18 protein-coding genes are annotated in these 17,707 nt (G+C 65.6%); 8 read left to right on the top strand and 10 right to left on the bottom strand.

What is annotated here, in order from left to right:
- Positions 1–76: 76 nt before the first annotated feature.
- Positions 77–736 (bottom strand): flagellar biosynthesis protein FlhF, encoded by a 660-nt coding sequence (locus NSO95_RS14495; RefSeq protein ID WP_257597024.1) that lies wholly within the window; start codon positions 734–736, stop codon positions 77–79.
- Between NSO95_RS14495 and NSO95_RS14490 the strand changes: the two genes are divergently transcribed.
- From NSO95_RS14490 to NSO95_RS14480, 3 genes are all read left to right on the top strand, one after another.
- Positions 735–1,130, top strand: coding sequence for a hypothetical protein (locus NSO95_RS14490; RefSeq protein ID WP_257597023.1), 396 nt, complete (start codon positions 735–737; stop codon positions 1,128–1,130). The genes NSO95_RS14495 and NSO95_RS14490 overlap by 2 nt on opposite strands.
- Before the next feature lie 282 nt (positions 1,131–1,412).
- Entirely contained in the window at positions 1,413–4,136 is a 2,724-nt protein-coding gene (locus NSO95_RS14485) for an ATP-dependent DNA helicase (RefSeq protein WP_257597022.1), read from the top strand.
- Positions 4,133–4,660, top strand: coding sequence for a SixA phosphatase family protein (locus tag NSO95_RS14480; protein ID WP_257597021.1), 528 nt, complete (start codon positions 4,133–4,135; stop codon positions 4,658–4,660). The genes NSO95_RS14485 and NSO95_RS14480 overlap by 4 nt, the downstream gene beginning before the upstream one ends.
- A 3-nt stretch (positions 4,661–4,663) precedes the next feature.
- On the opposite strand, the gene NSO95_RS14475 is transcribed toward NSO95_RS14480, so the two are convergent.
- Both NSO95_RS14475 and soxR read right to left on the bottom strand, forming a co-directional pair.
- Positions 4,664–5,212, bottom strand: a complete 549-nt coding sequence (locus NSO95_RS14475; protein ID WP_257597020.1) for a DUF4402 domain-containing protein — start codon at positions 5,210–5,212, stop codon at positions 4,664–4,666.
- Positions 5,213–5,294: 82 nt separating this feature from the next.
- Positions 5,295–5,732, bottom strand: coding sequence for a redox-sensitive transcriptional activator SoxR (soxR, locus tag NSO95_RS14470; RefSeq protein ID WP_257597019.1), 438 nt, complete (start codon positions 5,730–5,732; stop codon positions 5,295–5,297).
- A gap of 112 nt (positions 5,733–5,844) precedes the next feature.
- Here soxR and NSO95_RS14465 point away from each other — a divergent pair, with 112 nt between their 5' ends.
- Both NSO95_RS14465 and NSO95_RS14460 read left to right on the top strand, forming a co-directional pair.
- Positions 5,845–6,216 (top strand): VOC family protein, encoded by a 372-nt coding sequence (locus NSO95_RS14465; RefSeq protein WP_257597018.1) that lies wholly within the window; start codon positions 5,845–5,847, stop codon positions 6,214–6,216.
- Between the two features lie 145 nt (positions 6,217–6,361).
- Entirely contained in the window at positions 6,362–7,624 is a 1,263-nt protein-coding gene (locus NSO95_RS14460) for a Xaa-Pro dipeptidase (protein WP_257597017.1), read from the top strand.
- Between the two features lie 4 nt (positions 7,625–7,628).
- On the opposite strand, the gene NSO95_RS14455 is transcribed toward NSO95_RS14460, so the two are convergent.
- Together NSO95_RS14455 and ubiA are read right to left on the bottom strand one after the other, a co-directional pair.
- On the bottom strand, positions 7,629–8,255 hold the full coding sequence (locus NSO95_RS14455; protein ID WP_257597016.1) for an SOS response-associated peptidase: 627 nt from the start codon (positions 8,253–8,255) through the stop codon (positions 7,629–7,631).
- A gap of 3 nt (positions 8,256–8,258) precedes the next feature.
- Complete coding sequence (gene ubiA, locus NSO95_RS14450) at positions 8,259–9,188, bottom strand: 4-hydroxybenzoate octaprenyltransferase (RefSeq protein ID WP_257597015.1); 930 nt, start codon at positions 9,186–9,188, stop codon at positions 8,259–8,261.
- Between the two features lie 145 nt (positions 9,189–9,333).
- Between ubiA and NSO95_RS14445 the strand changes: the two genes are divergently transcribed.
- The 3 genes from NSO95_RS14445 (at position 9,334) to NSO95_RS14435 (ending at position 11,845) form a co-directional block, all read left to right on the top strand.
- Positions 9,334–10,083: a 16S rRNA (uracil(1498)-N(3))-methyltransferase gene (locus tag NSO95_RS14445; protein WP_257597014.1), complete on the top strand. Its 750-nt coding sequence runs from the start codon at positions 9,334–9,336 to the stop codon at positions 10,081–10,083.
- 63 nt (positions 10,084–10,146) lie between these two features.
- The gene (locus tag NSO95_RS14440) at positions 10,147–11,517 is read left to right on the top strand and encodes a glutamate--cysteine ligase (protein ID WP_257597013.1); all 1,371 of its coding nucleotides are present in this window, start codon (positions 10,147–10,149) and stop codon (positions 11,515–11,517) included.
- Positions 11,518–11,533: 16 nt separating this feature from the next.
- The gene (locus NSO95_RS14435; protein WP_257597012.1) at positions 11,534–11,845 is read left to right on the top strand and encodes a putative quinol monooxygenase; all 312 of its coding nucleotides are present in this window, start codon (positions 11,534–11,536) and stop codon (positions 11,843–11,845) included.
- Here the strand turns inward: NSO95_RS14435 and NSO95_RS14430 are convergent, their stop codons facing one another.
- The 5 genes from NSO95_RS14430 to NSO95_RS14410 all read right to left on the bottom strand — a co-directional run bounded on the left by NSO95_RS14430 (position 11,846) and on the right by NSO95_RS14410 (position 17,639).
- Entirely contained in the window at positions 11,846–13,210 is a 1,365-nt protein-coding gene (locus NSO95_RS14430) for a methyltransferase family protein (protein WP_257597011.1), read from the bottom strand.
- A 94-nt stretch (positions 13,211–13,304) separates the two neighbouring features.
- Positions 13,305–14,675 (bottom strand): outer membrane protein assembly factor BamB family protein, encoded by a 1,371-nt coding sequence (locus NSO95_RS14425; RefSeq protein ID WP_257597010.1) that lies wholly within the window; start codon positions 14,673–14,675, stop codon positions 13,305–13,307.
- A 19-nt stretch (positions 14,676–14,694) separates the two neighbouring features.
- Complete coding sequence (locus NSO95_RS14420; protein ID WP_257597009.1) at positions 14,695–15,504, bottom strand: tetratricopeptide repeat protein; 810 nt, start codon at positions 15,502–15,504, stop codon at positions 14,695–14,697.
- Positions 15,505–15,630: 126 nt separating this feature from the next.
- Entirely contained in the window at positions 15,631–16,782 is a 1,152-nt protein-coding gene (locus NSO95_RS14415) for a glycosyltransferase (RefSeq protein ID WP_257597008.1), read from the bottom strand.
- Positions 16,779–17,639 carry an alpha/beta fold hydrolase gene (locus tag NSO95_RS14410; RefSeq protein ID WP_257597007.1) on the bottom strand — a complete coding sequence of 287 codons (861 nt, stop codon included), beginning with the start codon at positions 17,637–17,639 and terminating at the stop codon, positions 16,779–16,781. The genes NSO95_RS14415 and NSO95_RS14410 overlap by 4 nt, the downstream gene beginning before the upstream one ends.
- Positions 17,640–17,707: the final 68 nt, after the last annotated feature.

Genomic DNA, 17,707 nt, shown 5'->3' with positions numbered 1-17,707 from the left:
CGCACAAAGGAATGGAGCGCCCGGCCTTACGACCGGACGCCCCACCCTGCGACCCTTTCCCTCAGGGAGGGAGGGTTCAGACCAAGCTGGTGCGGCTCTGCGCGAGGTGCGGCCAGCGATAGGAATACTGGCTGAGATCGATCCACGGCGCGGCGTTCTCGAACTTGCGGCCCAGCGACTGGATGATCAGCCGGGCCCGACGCGCACGGGCTCTGCCCGAACGGAAGGGGTTCGCGGCATCGGGTTCCTGGGCCACGAGGCCGCGCATCAGGCGATCGCGTTCTTCGAAGGTTTCCGGAACTGCATCCGGCAGGATCACCTTGCCATCGCGCGGGAGGAATGCACTTCGGTCGACTGGCTTGCGAGCCTCGACCGGGGGCCGGTCCAGCGTTGCTAGGCTACCTGCCGGCTCCCACTTGGTCGCAGGGGCGGTTTGGGCCGAGCTCGACGGTGCCGGCGATGGCGTGCGGGCTTCGCTACCGACGATCGGCTCGCGGTCGAAGATCGGCGGGCGCGGCATCGAAGGTTGCGGCTCGCGCTCGGCGGCAATGCGGCTGGCGGTGAGCGGGGCGGCATCGTTTGCTCGCATGTCGCGGGCAACGCTCGAACGCCGGCGCCACCAGATCACTGCCAGCGCGATCACACCGACCGGGATGAGCCCCAGCATGGCGAGTGCGATCATCGCGGTCCAGTCCATGCCAGCCTGCTCCGGCGTATCGCCAGCGTCGGTCGGCATGACCGAAGTCTCGGGTAAAGGCAGCGGCGGCACGATGACTTCATTGCCGATCGGACCTTCATTCGACAGATCGGTTGCTGTTACGGGCGCTGTTCGGTTCGGCGCACCAACGGGGGTCGAAGTACCGGCAGAGCTTGAGTTGGCTGTTCGTTGGTTGGGGGCCGCAACATTGCGCGAAGAGGGGGTGATAGTACGCGAAGTCGCTGTGGTAGCGGCGGTCGAACTCGGCTCAGGCTCAGCAGTCGCAGTCTCGGTCGGCACCGACTGGACCGTCGGCGACGGGACGTACCGGGGTTCGGCAGCCGACGTCGGTGTCGGGACCGGAATCGGGTCGACCGGAAGCACCATCGGTGGCTGCAGCGCAGTCGGCGCGGCGGTGACGGAAACGTCCTGAGCCACTGCGTGGGTGGGGCCAAGCGCGAGCATCGCGGCAATCGCGATGGGGGCGCTGCGAAGGAGATGCTGTGTGTGTCGCATAGTGCCCATAGAACGGGCGGGAATTCGCAAGCGTTCCCTTAATCACCGTTCAGCAAGATTCCAACCTTCTGTTTTTACGCGGTTTCAAGGAATCCATTCGCGCCTTACCGAAGATTCCTTGCGACGAACCGTTGAACAGATCGTCCCGCCATAAGCAGCTATGTTTACTTTTCGTTCCCGGATGCGCATGAACGGTTCGGTGTCCGAGACCCTCCCTCTGCCTGCCTTGCACGCATCCCATGCCGGGACCTGGGTGCGCGATGCGACAGCTACGACCCGCGGATGTTCGAAGGGCGAAGCGATCATGGCAGCGGCGGATACGCCGGTGCTGTTGCTCAACGCGCCGCTGGTAGCGACGCGGCTGGGCTATCCCGACCTTTCGGGGCTCGACCTGCTCGAACTGTTCGCCTTCGTCCATCCGGCCCGCTTTTGCGTCCCGACACCGAAGGGCCTCGCCGACGCGCTCGGCCTGGAGCCTCCTGCCAGGGACGACGCCGTGCCGCTGCTGTTGCAGCAGGCTGCGGGCGCGTTGCTGGGTCGATGCGGGAGCAGCGATTGGCCGGAGCGCGAGGGGGCATGGTCCAGCCTGCAATCGCTGATGCGACTGCGCTGGCATTGGGCGCAGGTGCTTGCCCCGCATGTCGCCAAGCCGGAACGGGCGGAGAAATGGCTGTTCTCCAAGCTGCCCGAATGGGAGGAGGCGCCCGAGCGCCCGCAACCGGCGCAGGTTGCCATCGGCGAAGGCGCGGTCGACGAGCAGCTCGAATACCTCACCGGTCAGGGCGCGGAGCGGCGCGAGGGTCAGCGCAGCTACGCCCGCGCAGCGAGCAAGGTCTTCGCCCCCCGCCGCGAGCGCGGCCAGCCGCACCTGCTGCTCGCGCAGGCCGGCACCGGGATTGGCAAGACGCTGGGCTATCTAGCCCCTGCTTCGCTGTGGGCATCGGCTTCGCAGGGGACGGTGTGGGTTTCGACCTTTACCAAGAACCTCCAGCGCCAGCTGCGCGGGGAAGCCCGGCGGGCGTGGCCCGAGCGGCGCGCCGACGGGTCGCGCCCGGTGGTGGTGCGTAAGGGGCGCGAGAATTACCTGTGCCTGCTCAACCTGGAGGACGCACTGCAGGGCGGCTTCGGCGGGCGCGCGGCGATCATGGCGCAGTTGGTCGCGCGCTGGGCAGCCTTCTCGCAGGATGGCGACATGATCGGCGGCGACCTGCCCGGCTGGCTCGGCACGCTGTTCCGCAAGCGCGGCATCGCATCGTTGACCGACCAGCGCGGCGAATGCGTCTATGCGGGCTGCCCGCATTACCGCAAATGCTTCATCGAGCGCACTGCCCGGGCCAGCGCGCAGGCCGATCTCGTCATCGCCAACCACGCGCTGGTAATGGTCAACGCGGCGCGGGGGCGCGACCACGCCCAGCGCCCGACGCGGATCGTGTTCGACGAAGGGCATCACGTGCACCACGCTGCGGATTCGACCTTCGCTGCCGCGCTGACCGGGGCCGAGACGATCGAGCTGCGCCGCTGGATCGTCGGGCCGGAGCGCAATTCCAAAGGCCGGCGGCGGGGCCTGGCAGCGCGGCTGGCGGATGTCGCAAGCTACGACGAAGCGGGAGGCGAAGCGGTCGAGGCGGCGATCGAGGCGACGCAGGCCTTGCCGACCGACGGCTGGCTGCAACGGCTGCATGACAACGAGCCTTGGGGGCCGATCGAGAACCTGCTCGCCGCAGTGCGCGCGCTGACCTACGCGCGCGACGAAAGCGGCGGGCAGGAAGCGGGCTACGGCATCGAGACCGAAGTCGCCGAGCTGCCGGGCAAGCTGGTCCAGCTGGCGCAGGAGGCAATGGGCGCGCTTGGCGCGATCCGCGCGCCGCTGGTCAAGCTCGGCATCCGGCTCGAGGCAATCGTCGAGGATGCGCCCGACTGGCTCGATGCGCAGGGCCGCGCGCGGATCGAGGGCGCGCGCAATTCGCTCGGCTGGCGGATCGATCTGCTGGCAGCGTGGGAGGCCATGCTCAACCGGCTGGGCGGCCCGGCCGATCCCGAATTCGTCGACTGGTTCGCGGTCGACCGGTCGGAGGCGCGCGAGTTCGATGTCGGCATCCATCGCCGCTGGCTCGACCCGATGAAGCCTTTTGCCAAGGTGGTGCTCGAGCCGAGCCACGGGGTGATGCTGACCAGCGCGACACTGAGAGACGGCGACGACTGGCAGGCCGCGATCGAGGCGAGCGGCGCGCCGCATATCGAGGTCGAGCCGCTGCTCTCCGCCGCCGAAAGCCCGTTCGATTATGCCAACCGGGCCGAAGTGCTGATCGTGACCGATGTGAAGCGGGGCGACCTCCCTGCCCTCGCTGCGGCCTATGCGCGGCTGATCGAAGTGGCGGGCGGCGGCGTGCTCGGCCTGTTCACCGCGATCCGCCGGCTGCGCGTGGTGCATGGCCGCATCGCGGATCGGCTCGCCCGCGCCGGGCTGCCACTTTACGCGCAGCATGTCGATCCGATCGACACCGGCACGCTGGTCGATATCTTCCGTGACGATCCCAAGGCAAGCCTGCTCGGCACCGATGCCCTGCGCGACGGGGTCGACGTGCCGGGCGAATCGCTGCGCTGCGTGGTGATGGAAGCGGTGCCGTGGCCCAAGCCCTCGATTCTCCACCGCGCCCGCCGCGCAGCGCAGGGCGGCAGCGCCTATGACGACCGCATCATCCGCGCGCGGCTGGCGCAGGCCTTCGGGCGACTGATCCGCAGCAAGGACGATGCGGGGCACTTCATCGTGCTGTCGTCCGCCTTTCCCAGCCGCCTGCTCTCCGCCTTCCCCAAAGGCACACCGGTCATGCGCCTGACACTGGAGGAGGCTTTACAACGCGTGGCTTCGGGTGTTTCTGTCGAGTCGACCCCAGCCGCCGAACAGGACAGCCAGCCAACGTGAAGATACTCGGTCTCCTGCGCCACGCGAAATCCGACTGGGACGATGTCGGCAAGCGCGACTTCGATCGCGAACTCAACGAGCGCGGACGCAAGGGCGCAAGGCTGATGGGGCACCACATCCTCGATCACGGGCAGCATTGGGATCTGATCCTGGCCAGCCCGGCTGCCCGGTCGAAGCAGACGCTTGAAGAGGGGATGCCCGATACCAGGGTCAAGTGGGACGAGCGGCTGTATCTGGCCGATCCCGCGACCATCATGGACGTACTGCACGAACTCGTCGGCGATATCGAGGCGGTGCTGGTCGTCGGGCACAACCCGGGCCTGCAGGAAATGCTGTTCGAGCTTGTCCCGGCAGAAGCCGAGTGCAAAGACTTCGACGAAGCGGCGACCAAATACCCGACAGCCGCTTTCTCGGTGTTCGAGCTGAACGTCGACGACTGGGCGAAGGTAGGCCGGAACTGCGGCAGGCTGGCTCACTTCAAGCGCCCGCGCGATCTCGACCCTGCGCTCGGGCCGGAAGACTGATCGCTACTGATAGGTGACCGTCAGGTCGAAAGTCCCGGTGTAATTGCCCGGAGCCTGCCCGGTCGGTACAGTCAGACGCCCGCCGAACCCCACATTCATCGTGCCGCTGGCCGGGATGGTGTAGACCCGTGGAAGCGCGCCCGGACCTCCATTGTTGCGGTTGACCCGCAACTGGTCGACAACCATCGGCGCGCCCGGTCCGGTTAGCTGGATCGTCGGGCTGCCCACTGTCAGATTGACGGCGGTATTGGGCCTTCCGGTCACGACAAACCGCCCCCGGCTGAAACCCGTGCCCACCGGAGAAGCGTTGACATTGGACGTCCGCGCGCCGGTGCGGGCATTGATCGTGACCCGGCCCGTGCCGCTTGCCGGGGCGACGATGCTGCCGAAGGCGAGGTCGGCAATCTTGGTGATCTGTACCGGCACCACGATGTTGGCCCGCGATGTGCCCTGCGCAGTCGAAGTCTGTGCAGACGCAGGTGCCGAGCCGAAGGCGCACAGCCCTGCAGCCAGAATCGTGGTTGCGCAGAGGTAGGACTTGGTCGATCGCATCGTTCCGCGATAGGCGTGACAGGTTCAACAAGGGTAAAGGCCAGGATAACTGGGAGTTAAGTATTGGCCGCAATCGGCGATGCTACCTCAGCACGCGCGGACCTGCTCCTCTCGCCCCCCAAATGTCGCCCGCGTTGTAGAGCGAGCATTTCTTCAGGCTCAGGCAGCCGCAGCCGATGCAGCCGTCGAGGTCTTCGCGCACCTTTTCCAGCGCCGCGATCCGCGCATCGATCCGCTGGCGGATGTCCCGGCTGATCCGCTTCCAGTCCGCAGCATTGGGATTGCGCCCCTGCGGCAGGCCCGACAGCGCCTGCTCGATTTCGCCGAGCGACAGGCCCAATTGTTGCGCGATCAGGATGAAGCTCAAGCGCCGGATATCCGCGCGCAGGAAGCGCCGTTGGTTGCCACCGGTACGCAGCGCCTCGACCAACCCCTTATCTTCATAAAAGCGGATTGCCGAGACCGACAGGCCGGTGCGGCGCGCGAGATCACCGATGGTGAGCAGGTCAGTGGCTTTCATCGATTGCAGGGCTACTCCATTTCCGCCTTGACCTCAACTTTACTTGAGGTTGCATTTGTCATGTCGCCCGATTCGCGAGGGCATCTGTTTCGCGAAATGCAGGAGCGACGCCATGCCGAACGGCCAGATCGAACACGCCAATCTTTCCGTCACCGACCCCGAACGCAGCGCGAAGCTGTTTACCGACCTATGCGGCTGGCACGAACGCTGGCGCGGCCCTTCCGCGATGGGCGGGTGGACCATCCATGTCGGCAACAGCGCCGACTACCTGGCGCTCTACACCAGCGAAAAGGTCAGGGGAGACTACGCAAAGGGCGTGCCGCTGAACCACGTCGGCCTGCTGGTCGATGACCTCGACGCAGCCGAGCAGGTCGTCATCGTCCATGGTCTCGAACCGTTCAGCCACGACGACTATGAACCCGGACGGCGGTTCTACTTCTTCGACTGGGACGGTATCGAGTTCGAGGTGGTGAGCTATGAATGAGCCGCTGGTCCGCGAGTCTATGTTCCCGCCGCCCCGCGATCCGAAGCAAAAGCGCCGCAAATCGCGCAAAGCCGACTTTTCGCTGCCGTGGCTTCATGCCATGCTGGTCCCTAAGCCTTCATCCTGAAGGTCGGGGATCAACGCCATGAAATATCGCCTCGCTCTTGTCTCTGCCGCCCTCGCCCTCAGCGCCGGCACCGCCCATGCCGAAACGGTCTATGTCACCGCGGATCGCCTGCTCGAGGTCGAGACCGGCAAGTTCGTCGAGAAGCCGCTGGTGACGATCGTCGAGGGCAAGATCGCTAGCGTCGAATCCGGTGCATCGGCACCCACAGATGGCAAGGTGATCGATCTCGCTGGGCATACGCTGCTGCCGGGCCTGATCGACATGCATGTCCATCTCGATGGTCGGCCCGAGTATGGCGGCTATTCCTCGCTCCAGTTCACCGACCGCTTCGCCACCGTGCTCGCGGTGGTGAATGCGGAGAAGATGCTCAAGGCGGGCTTCACCACCGTGCGCAACGTGGGCGATGGCGACTACAACGTCTCCGGCGTCGACCAGGCGATCGAGGAAGGCTGGATCGTTGGCCCCCGCATCGTCAACGGCAACTACTCACTCGGCGCGACCGGCGGGCATTGCGATCAGACCTATCTGCCGCCGAGCTTCGGCGCGAAGAGCCCCGGGGTGGCCGACAGCCCCGACGAATTCCGCCTGCGCGTGCGCGAGCAACGCAAATACGGGGCCGAAGTGATCAAGGTCTGCGCCACCGGCGGCGTGTTCAGCCGCAACACCGAGCCGGGCCAGCCGCAGCTCCGGCTCGAGGAATTGCAGGCGATCGCCGACGAGGCGCATTTCTGGGATCTCAAGGTCGCCGCCCACGCGCATGGTGCCGAAGGCATCAAGCTGGCGATCCGCGCCGGGTTCGACACGATCGAGCACGCCAGCCTGGTCGACGACGAAGGCATTCGCCTCGCCAAGGAGCGTGGCACCTTCTTCAGCATGGACATCTACAACACCGACTACACCCAGCGCACCGGCGAGGCGAACGGGGTGCTGGAGGACAATCTGCGCAAGGACCGCGAGATCGCGCAGGTCCAGCGCGACAACTTCCGCAAGGCGCACAATTCGGGCGTGCGGATGGTCTTCGGCAGCGACGCCGGGGTGATGCCGCACGAGGAAGTCGGCGGGCAGTTCGCGGTGATGGTCGAATACGGGATGACTCCGCTCGAAGCGATCCGCGCGGCGACGGTCAACGCGTCGGAGGCGCTCGGCCAAAAGGGTGAGGTCGGCACGCTTCGCCCCGGCGCCTGGGCGGATATCATCGCGGTCAGCGGCAACCCGCTTGAGAATGTCGGCGAATTCACCGATGTCGACGCGGTGATTAAGGGCGGCGTGCTGGTCGAGTAAGACGCTAGAGCAGGCTCGCCTGCGCCGCTGCCCCGCCCGACCACGGCTGGTCGGTGCGATCGAGCACGAGGTCGCCCTGCCACGGGCAGCATAACGCCTTCGCCTCGTCGGGCGTGCCGCCGGTCCATTGCGCGTAGGTTTCGGGCGCGAGGATCACCGGCATGCGGGTGTGGACCTCTGTCGCCAGGCCCGCCGCGTCGGTCATCACCATCGAATAGGCCGGACCCCACTCGTCGCTGTCGCGCCACACCGCCGCGCAGGCGAACAGCTCGGCATCGGGAAGCGATAGCCAGCTGCGCGTCTTGGCCCCCTTCGGCCCTTCCGCTTCGGCCCAGGCGGTGAGCGGAATCAGGCAGCGCCGCTCCTCGAAGCTGTAGCGCCAGAAGAAGCTGTCGAGCTTGTCGGTGCGCGCGTTGTTGACCGGCTTTGGTTTGAGCGGCTGGTCGTTCCTGCCCTTCATCACCAGCGGGAAACCCCAGGTCATCTGGCGCAGCTTCCCTCCGGCGATGACCGCGCCGGGATAGCCCGGATAGACCTCCGCCCCGAAATTCGCCCCGCCCAGCTGGTCGATCGCATCGAACCATTTGGCGACCTCGTCGGCGTTCTTCGTCATGCGGTAGAGGTTGCACATGGTTCAGGCCCCCGCGTTGCCGACAACGAAGCAGGCAGCGGCCATCAGCAGCCCGGCCCAGCGGTTCGAGCGGAAGCGCTCGAGCGGATTGTCGGGATCGGCCGGGTCGAGAGTCAGCACCTGCCAGGCGAGATGCCACGCGACCGGCAGCAGCGCGAGCAGCGCGATCCAGTCCTCGCGCAGCAGCCAGAAGGCGAGCGCCCACAGCGCCACGGCTCCGCCATAGAACAGCGCAACGCCGGATTTGACCTTAGCGCCCAGTCGCAAGGCGCTCGAACGAATGCCGACCAGCGCGTCGTCCTCGCGGTCCTGCAGGGCGTAGATCGTGTCGTAGCCCACGCACCACAGGATTGCGCCGCCATAGAGCGCGGCGAGCACCTCCCACCGGTCGCTGCGGATCGCGACCCAGCCGACCAGCGCGCCCCAGGTGAACACCAGTCCGAGCCACGCCTGCGGCCACCAGGTGATCCGCTTCATGAAGGGATAGGCCGCGACCAGCGCGAGGCTGGCCAGCGCGACCAGCTGAGCCTCCCATCGCAGCTGCAACAGCACCACCAGCCCGACGAGGCACAGCGAGATCAACCAGATCCATGCGACTTTGCTCGAAATACGCCCGCTGGCGACAGGTCGCGACGCAGTGCGCGCAACCTGCCGGTCGAGATCGGCATCGACGATATCGTTGTACACGCATCCCGCCCCGCGCATCGCGATGCTGCCGATTAGGAACCAGCCGAGCAGTTCCCAGCAGAACCCCTCGCCCGCCAGCCACAGGCCCCAGACGCATGGCCAGAACAGCAGCCACCAGCCGATCGGCCGGTCGAACCGCGCAAGCTGGGCCAGATCGCGCGGCAATTGCGGCAGTCGCGCGACGAGGCCCCGATGTTCAGTATCGGGGACGATGGCAGGACTGGCGTGAGTAATGGGTTCAGGCATTGGACCCGACCTAACCCCCTTGTCATTCCCGCGAAAGCGGGAATCCATGGAACGACGTCGACCGCTGCATCCGGTTGGCCGACCAGTCCATGGATCCCCGCCTGCGCGGGGATGACATTCGAGTTGGTCAGAGTTAGGGCGAGCCATGCCCGCCACCCCCGCCTGGCCTCCGAAAAGCGCACCGCGCCTGTTCGTGCAGGACGAACTCGGCGCAAGCCGCGCCATCACGCTCGAAGGCAATCAGGCGCACTACCTCAGCAAGGTCATGCGCGTTGGCGCAGGCGACACGGTGATCCTGTGCGACAATGCGACCGGTGAATGGGCTGCGCGGGTGGATCAGGTCGGCAAGCGCCGGGTCGAGGTGATCGTGGAGGAACGCCTACGCCAGCGCGAGGATGTCTCCGATTTCTGGCTCTGCCCTGCCCTCCTCAAAAAGGACCGCTTCGATCTCGTGCTGGAGAAGGCGACCGAGCTGGGCGTGGCCGAAATTCGCCCTGTCCTCACCCGGCGCTGCGTTGCCGACAAGCTCAACCTCGAGCGGGCGCAGCACATCGTGACCGAGGCCGCCGAGCAGTGCGCAAGGACCGCGCTGCCCGAAGTGCAGGTGCCCATGAAGCTGGAGGCGCTGCTGCGCGACTGGCCCGAGGATCGCGCGCTGTTCTTCGCCGACGAGAATGGGGTTGAGCCTGCTCGCGCCTGTTTCTCGGCCCATAGCGGACCTGCTGCGTTGCTGACCGGCCCTGAAGGCGGCTTCGACGATACCGAGCGGTCGTTGCTCCGTGCGCACCCCCGGGTGCAACCGATCACGCTCGGCCCCCGAATACTGCGGGGGGAAACGGCGGCCATCGCAGCCACCGCCCTGTGGATGGGAGTCGCGGGTGACTGGCAAGATTAGCTACGCGATCTGGGCGCAAAATTGCGCTGGCGCGCAAGCAATCGGTTGCCTATCGCAACCGTCATGAGCACACGCGAGGCGTCCGACCGGGAAGACCCGATCATCGAAAGCCGCGACCAGCTGGTCGCCCCGATGCAGGCAGGCGAGAAGCCCAAGAGCGCATGGCGCATCGGCACCGAACACGAGAAGCTGGTCTACAAGCGGGAGGATTTCCGCGCCCCTTCTTATGACGAACCCTGCGGTATCCGCGACATGCTGCTGAATTTGCAGCCCTTCGGCTGGAAGCCGGTGGAGGAAGGCGGAAAGGTCATCGCGATGAGCGGGTCCGACGGCACGGTCAGCCTCGAACCTGCCGGGCAGCTCGAACTGTCGGGCGCTCCGCTCGAAAACCTGCACGAAACCTGCGCCGAGACCGGGCGGCACCTGAGTCAGGTCAAGGAGATTGGCGAGCGTTGCGGGGTCGGTTTCCTCGGCCTCGGCATGTGGCCCGACAAGACCCGCGATGAACTGCCGATCATGCCCAAGGGGCGCTACGAGATCATGCTGCGCCACATGCCGCGCGTCGGCAACCTCGGCCTCGACATGATGCTGCGCACCTGCACCATCCAGGTCAATCTCGACTATTGCAGCGAGGCGATGATGGCGAAGATGTTCCGCTCTTCGCTCGCGCTGCAGCCGCTCGCCACCGCGCTGTTCGCCAATTCGCCCTTTACCGAAGGCAAGCCCAACGGCTTCCTGTCCTACCGCTCGCACATCTGGAGCGACACCGACCCGCATCGCACCGGAATGCTGCCCTTCGTGTTCGAAGAAGGGTTCGGATACGAGCGCTATGTCGATTACATGCTCGACGTGCCGATGTACTTCGTCTTCCGCGACGGGAAATACATCGATGCCTCGGGCCTAAGTTTCCGCGACTTCCTCGACGGCAAGCTCTCCGTCCTGCCGGGCGAGAAGCCGCGCGAGGGGGACTGGTGGGACCACCTGTCGACCGCGTTTCCCGAGGTGCGGCTCAAGAGTTTCCTCGAGATGCGCGGCGCGGATGGCGGCCCTTGGAACCGCATTTGCGCCCTGCCCGCTTTCTGGGTCGGCATCCTCTACGACGAGTCCGCGCTCGATGCGGCGTGGGACCTGGTCAAGGACTGGACGATGGAAGAGCGCGAGGCGCTGCGCAACGCGGTGCCCAAGCTTGCGCTCGACGCGCCGATCCCCGGCGGGCGCAAGCTGCTCGACCTGGCGAAGCAAGTGCTCGCAATATCGCGCCAGGGGCTGGTGGCACGCGCCCGGCTCAACAACAGCGGCGACAACGAGAGCGGCTTCCTCGAAACGCTCGACGAGATCGTCGCCAGCGGCAAGGTGCCAGCGCAGCGGCTGCTCGACCTTTACCACGGGGAATGGGCGGGCGATATCAAGCGGGTCTACGAACAGAGCTTTTGAGACAGGGAGAGCACGCATGATCCAGATCAATGGCACCATCCGGCTGGCACCGGGAACGGTCGCGGCGAAGCCCGATGTGGTCGACGCCATGAAGGCGATGGTCGCCGCCAGCCGCGCGGAAGACGGGTGCCTGACCTACACTTTCGCGCAGGACATGAGCGATCCGGACGTGCTGGTCATATACGAGCGGTGGCGCGATCGTGAGGCGCTCGCCGTGCATGGCGCATCGGCACACATGGCGTCGTTTCGAGGGGTGATGGCTGCCAATCCGCCGCTTGGCCGCGACCTGCGCCTCTACGAAACCGACGACGGCACGCCGCTGCCCTGATTATGCGGCGGGCTGCACTGTCGCCCTGCCCCGCGGGGTGAACATACGGCGCAGGCGCGCGAGTCTGCTGGTGATCAGCCCGTGCTGTTCCATCCAGTCGTAGTATTCGCGATATTTCGGATCCTCGCACAGCAGGTGCGCCTCTTCGGTGCGGGCGCGCAGGTAGTAGATCAGGCTCACGCAGCCGAGGAAGAAGGTGTTGCGGATCACATCGACCATCGATCCGCTGGTCACGAGGAAGGGCATCACCGCGCACCACCAGAACAGGTTTTTCGAAACATAGGCCGGGTGACGGGTGAAGCGGTATGGGCCATTGGTCAGCACGCCGCGATAGGTCAGGTTCGAGAAGCGGATGCCGAAGGCTATCGTCGCCCAGGCGTAGACTGCGGTGAGGAACACCAGCAGCCCGCCCCATGCGTAAAGTGCAAGCGTACTACCCTCCAGCCAATGCGCCCAGCCGGCGGTGTTGACCTCGTAGGCGAGGATCGTGCCGAGAATACCCCAGGCGAACGGCGGATAGCACGCGAGCGCTGCGACCCAGCCGCCGAGGAAGGGATTGCCGCTGCGGATCTGCGCATCGAGCGGTCGCATGGTGAGCAGGTAGCCGACGGTTCCGATCTGGACGTCGATCACGAACAGCAGTTCGGTCAGCAAGAGTGCAAGCCGCACCGGGTCGGCCAGGATGCCCTGCACATCGTTCTCTACCACGACGGCGAAACCGCCCGGCAGGATCGAGATCATGAAGGCGCTGAAGAACCCCTTGATGATCCATGCGCGCCAGTGCTTCTTGACCTGTTCGGGGCTCCAGCCGGAGCGCCCCGTAATCATGGCGCCGAAGTGCCATGCGTGGTCGCGCGGTTCGACCAGCACCCGGTCGATCCACAACACATAGGGCACCGACAGGACGATAAGCGGCAAGGCCGCCGCGCCGAGCACGCCCATGGCGAAGAGATACTGCCCCTCCCAATACCACCGCGCGAGGCAGTAGAGACCGGCAATGATGGCGAAGGTCGCCCACAGCCCGATCAGCTTGATCGCCGACACATCGAGATCGTGGCCGAGCGGGCGCGGCCTGTTCCAGTCGATACCGGTCGAGGATCGGCGATGCACCTTGTCGACTAAAATCGACCACAGGACCATCGGGCCGCCGGAAAACAACAGCGCCGCCAGCGCCGCATAGGGCCCAGAGAGCGGAGCGCGCGGTCCGGGCAGGCTAAGTGCCTCGGCAAACCCGGCATAGTTGCGGCAGAACAGCACCCATGCGAGCAGGCCTGCGAGGCCCACCAGCCCGACCGCCGGCGAAACATCGCTTTTCGGGGGCCCTGTCCGCGTGTGGACGAAACCCGAGTGATCGTGCGCGCTCATCGGCCACATGCCTAGCGCACAAGGGTTAAAGGCGCGGTAATGCCCTGACGACCCATCCCGCTGCGGGACGGGTCGTCTCCAATGGCTTAAAAGCCTATCGGAAAGCGTGGATGGTCCCGCTGTCGTCGAGCACGTAGAGTGTGTTGTTGGCGACGATCGGCGGAAGCGAGACCGGCTGTCCCAGATCGCGGTACAGCGTCGCCGAACCCTCGCCCGGACTGATCTTGTAGATCGCCCCGCGGGTGCTTGCTACCCACAGCGCGTTGCCGGCCAGAACAGGTCCGGTCCAGAAAATCGGGCCTTCCTTGTCCTTCTCATCCTTGAAACGCTGTAGCTGCGTGATCCAGCGCACCTTGCCCGTCGCCCGCGCGATGGCAAGCAGGCGCGCATCGTCGGTCAGCGCGAAGATCCACTCGCCGGCAATCGCAGGGGTGGAGATGCCGGCGACGTTGAGTTCCCAAAGGCGTTGCCCGGTCACCAGCTCATAGGCCGCCATGCGCCCGCCCTGGCCCAATGCGTAGACCCGGCCCTGGCTGATGATCGGATCGGCGTCGATATCGTAGAGCGATCCGACCGTGGTCGAGATCGAGGTCAGCGCGAGCGCATCGGACCACAGGGTCCGTCCGTTCTCGTAGCGATAGGCCACCAGTTCACCCGAGCTGTAACCGGCAACGACCGTGCCCTGACCCGCCGCAGGTGCGGCAACGCCGAACACACCCGCTTGTGCGGTCGAGCCCGATTCATCCCACAGCAGCTTGCCATCCGCCGCGTTGAGCGCATGGATCTGGTTGTCCTGCGTCATGACATAGATCGCGTTGAACGCGATCGTCGGAGCACCGCGCAGCGGACCGGCGGGCTTGGTGGTCCAGATTTCCTCCCCCGTCTGCGCGTCAAGCGCGACGACTTCGCCCACCCCGCTGGTCGCAAAGACGCGCCCACCTGCGTAGCTCACGCCGCCGCCGAAGGCCGAAGTTTCCTGATTGTCTTCGAACTTCATGCGGAAAGTCCAGCGCCGCGCGCCGGACTGTGCATCGAGTGCGTGGACGACACCGCTGGTATCGACCGCGAACAGAGTGTTGCCTCCGACCACCGGAGCAGCGGCCAGGCGACGGCGGTTGGTCGAACCGGCAATCGACGCGGTCCAGGCCGGTGACGGGTTTTCGGACAGCGCCAGATGTCCATTGGCCTTGCCCGCATTACCTCCGGCCTGCGCCCATTCCGCATTGGCCTCGGCGGGAGGCAACACCACACTAACACTCTGCAGGCCGGGATCGACCTTGGCCCCGGTCTCGATCCGCGACAGCACCGGAACCCGGTCGCCCACTGTTGGCGTAACCTTGGGGCCGTCGTTGCCGCCCAAAACGCCGCAGGCGCCCAGCGCGCCGGCGAGGGCGAGCGCGGTTCCCGCGCGGAGCAGAGAAAGCGCGCGGCCGGTTCGGCGCTGCGTTGTGATGTTAGCGGTCATTGCAATCCTGTCCTCGATCTTATTGCGCCGGAGCGGGCGCCGGAGCCGGCATCGGGGCCGGACCCGTACCTTGCGATTCCTTGAGCTGGCCTATGATTTCATCGACGTCCTCGATCGCGTCGACACCCAGCAGACCGGCCATTTGCCGGGCACGCGAACGAAGCGTCTCGGGCACATCCTCATCCTTGGCGATCTGCGCGAAGAGGGCACCGGCTTCGGCGCGCTTGCCCTGCTTGAGATAGGCCATGGCGACCATTTCGCCCGCGCTGCCGAAATAGGCATTGCCCGGAGTAGCGAGCTTCTGAAGGCGCGCGATCACGTCGGCGGGCTTGCGCTGGTCGAAAGTTGCAGCGACTTCGCGGACAGTTGCCAGATCACGGATCGCCGGGTCGGCATCCGCGTCGGCAGCGACGGCTGCGAAGAGCTTGGCCGCATCGGCATTGCGCCCCTGCTCCATCGCGATACCGGCCTTGAGCATCTGCGCGTTCGACTTCACCCCGCCGTCGCTTTCGGCGATGAGCACATCGAGCTGGGCCGATGCCGAATCCAGATTGCCGGCATCGAGCTGGTCGAGCGCAGCGACAAGCGCTTCGCTGTCCGCTTCGATCGCGGCTTCCTGCCGACTGTCCCAGAAAAGATAGGCACCGAACGCCAGCAGGAATGCCGCCACGATCCCAAGGATCGTCTTGCCGTGCTTCCTGGCGATATCGGCATATTGGTCCTGCCGGACGGCATCGTCGATCTCGCGCAGCAGGACCTCGTCCTGTGCGGCTTGCAACTGTGCCTTCTTGTCGGTCGGGGTTGAACTCGAAGTCGGTTTCAGGGCCACGTGCGGGCTCTTCCAATCTGCTAGAAAACGGGTCCCGCGTCTTTAGACGATGGACGACGCGATGCAATTCAGAACTCTGCTGGTGTCCCCCGAAGCTTGAACCGAGGATGAAGCGGGCTGCGGGGCCTAGGGCAAGGACCTGCGCCCCATCGTATTGGCATAGAGACGGCGATACCGCGCAATCATCGCGCCCTCGTCGTACTCCTTGCGCGCCTTTTCGCGATTGGCTGCGCCAATCTGCGCACGCAACGTTGCTTCGCTTGCTGTCTCTGCCAGCCGATCGGCAAAAGCCGCTTCGTCGCCGGCAGGTGCGATGAGACTGCGGTTCTCATCGCTGACCATGTGCGCGATGTCCCCAACGGCGGGCGCGACAATGGGCAGGCCAGCCGCCATGGCCTCGATCACCGAGATCGGGAATTGCTCGGAATGTGACGACAGCGCGAAAATGTCGAACAGCCCGACGTAGTTTGCCGGATGAGCAATAAAGCCCGGCAGGTGGACGCGGTCGGTCAAGCCCAGCTCAGCTGCTTGCGTGCGGATTGCCGCTTCCTCGGGACCCTCGCCTACGATGACCAGCTTCCACGGCTCAGGCAACCGGGCGAAGGCGCGAACCAGCGCGGGCAGGTTCTTGACCTTGCGCAAGCCTGCCAGTGTGCCCACCCACAGATCGCCCTCGGACTTGCGGATGCCGGGAATGGCATTGCCGCGCCCAGGGCGCTCGAAGGCAGCGGTACATATCCCGTTGGCGATCTGCTCCACCTGATTGATCGGCAATTGCCAGGTCACGAGCGCGATCCGCTCGAGCGTTTCGGACGGCACGACCAGCCTGGCCGCGCGGGCCAGCGCAATCCGGCGGTACCAGTTGCGGCGAGTCTTGAGCCGCGTCCGTTCGTCTTCGTTGAACCCGTCCTCATGGTGGATCAGCGGGGGCAGGCCGAAATGGCCGCTGAACACCATGTGCGCCATCGCCGCGTCGATCGCGCCCCAATTGTAGGTCACAACCAAGTCGTAACCCTGCATCGCCCGCGCGAGGCGGAGAAGCCGCCCCGGCAGCGGCTTGCCTTGCAGCGAAGGGAAATCGCGCGGGTATTCGACCGCGATGTCGCGCGCGATCAGTTTCGCAGCCTCCATCCTGTCCGGAACTGCGGAGACGATCGTGTGCTGCACGCCCGGCCCGAAAGCATTGATCAGCTGGACACAGCGCAGCTCCTTGCCGCCGGCGGAAAAGGTCGAATGAAGATGCAGGATACGCGCGGGCGCAATCGCGGTGCCGGTCATCTTGCTTGCGCGAGCAATCTGTCGATAGCTGCGACCGCTTCGGGTTCGTTGAGCATCGGCGCATGACCGACTTGCGGCACGACAACCGCCTCGCAATTGGGGAGCCGTGCACGCATCGCGTCGAGCGTGGCTTGCGCAAGGATGTCGGACTTCTCGCCCCGCAGCACCAGAACAGGTTTTGTGCCAAGCGCTTCGAATGCCGGCCACATGTCTTGCGGAGCCTCTCCTCCAGCCTCTCCGAACGGTTCCGCGATCTTCATGTCGTAGTCGTAGCCGATCCGGCCGTTCTGCTGAACCACCATCGCGCGCTTCGCCATGTCGAGCCATTGCTCGATCCCGAATTCCGGATGCGCTTCGCCATGCTGGTCGGACAAGGCACGGGCGGCGTGCATCCACGTGGCGTAGCTGCGCCCCTGCCCCACATACTCGCGGATGCGCTCGATCCCTGCCGCTTCGAGTTGCGGACCCACATCGTTAAGCGCTGCGGCAGCGATCCGGGCGGGGTCGATGGCGGCCAATAGCATGGTCATCAGCCCGCCCAGCGAAGTTCCGATCGCAACGAAGCGGTCGATCTTCTCCTGTTCGAGCAATGCAAGGATATCCTGCGCGTAATGCAGCGGCGTGTAGGTTGCCGGATCCGACGCATACTCGCTCATCCCGCGTCCGCGCATTTCGGGTACGATGACCCGCCAGTCCCCGGCCAGCCGCCCGGCAAGCTCGGCGAAATCGCGCGCATTGCGCGTGAGGCCGTGCATGCACAACACCGGCGGGCGACCCGCGCCGCCCGGATAGTCGCGGAAATGCAGCTTCAGACCGTCCTGGCTGGTCCAGAATCGATCAGAATAAGTCGGTTCCATCGGTACGGTTCAAGTCCTCGATGCAATCGGCAGGGGTGCCGGAAAAGTTTCGGCCAACCCATTGCAGC

Origin of the sequence: Parerythrobacter lacustris, from assembly GCF_024626475.1 — a bacterium.
GTDB lineage: Bacteria > Pseudomonadota > Alphaproteobacteria > Sphingomonadales > Sphingomonadaceae > Parerythrobacter_A > Parerythrobacter_A lacustris.
Note: the sequence above shows the minus strand (reverse complement) of the source record. Positions and strands in the feature narration are given on the sequence as shown.

Excerpts from the sequence above, each read along its gene's own strand:
- NSO95_RS14490 (WP_257597023.1), top strand. The coding sequence starts at position 735 with ATGACCGAAGTCTCGGGTAAAGGCAGCGGCGGCACGATGACTTCATTG.
- NSO95_RS14495 (WP_257597024.1), bottom strand. The coding sequence starts at position 736 with ATGCCGACCGACGCTGGCGATACGCCGGAGCAGGCTGGCATGGACTGG.
- NSO95_RS14475 (WP_257597020.1), bottom strand. The coding sequence starts at position 5,212 with ATGCGATCGACCAAGTCCTACCTCTGCGCAACCACGATTCTGGCTGCA.
- soxR (WP_257597019.1), bottom strand. The coding sequence starts at position 5,732 with ATGAAAGCCACTGACCTGCTCACCATCGGTGATCTCGCGCGCCGCACC.
- NSO95_RS14465 (WP_257597018.1), top strand. The coding sequence starts at position 5,845 with ATGCCGAACGGCCAGATCGAACACGCCAATCTTTCCGTCACCGACCCC.
- NSO95_RS14460 (WP_257597017.1), top strand. The coding sequence starts at position 6,362 with ATGAAATATCGCCTCGCTCTTGTCTCTGCCGCCCTCGCCCTCAGCGCC.
- NSO95_RS14455 (WP_257597016.1), bottom strand. The coding sequence starts at position 8,255 with ATGTGCAACCTCTACCGCATGACGAAGAACGCCGACGAGGTCGCCAAA.
- ubiA (WP_257597015.1), bottom strand. The coding sequence starts at position 9,188 with ATGCCTGAACCCATTACTCACGCCAGTCCTGCCATCGTCCCCGATACT.
- NSO95_RS14445 (WP_257597014.1), top strand. The coding sequence starts at position 9,334 with ATGCCCGCCACCCCCGCCTGGCCTCCGAAAAGCGCACCGCGCCTGTTC.
- NSO95_RS14440 (WP_257597013.1), top strand. The coding sequence starts at position 10,147 with ATGAGCACACGCGAGGCGTCCGACCGGGAAGACCCGATCATCGAAAGC.
- NSO95_RS14435 (WP_257597012.1), top strand. The coding sequence starts at position 11,534 with ATGATCCAGATCAATGGCACCATCCGGCTGGCACCGGGAACGGTCGCG.
- NSO95_RS14430 (WP_257597011.1), bottom strand. The coding sequence starts at position 13,210 with ATGAGCGCGCACGATCACTCGGGTTTCGTCCACACGCGGACAGGGCCC.
- NSO95_RS14425 (WP_257597010.1), bottom strand. The coding sequence starts at position 14,675 with ATGACCGCTAACATCACAACGCAGCGCCGAACCGGCCGCGCGCTTTCT.
- NSO95_RS14415 (WP_257597008.1), bottom strand. The coding sequence starts at position 16,782 with ATGACCGGCACCGCGATTGCGCCCGCGCGTATCCTGCATCTTCATTCG.
- NSO95_RS14410 (WP_257597007.1), bottom strand. The coding sequence starts at position 17,639 with ATGGAACCGACTTATTCTGATCGATTCTGGACCAGCCAGGACGGTCTG.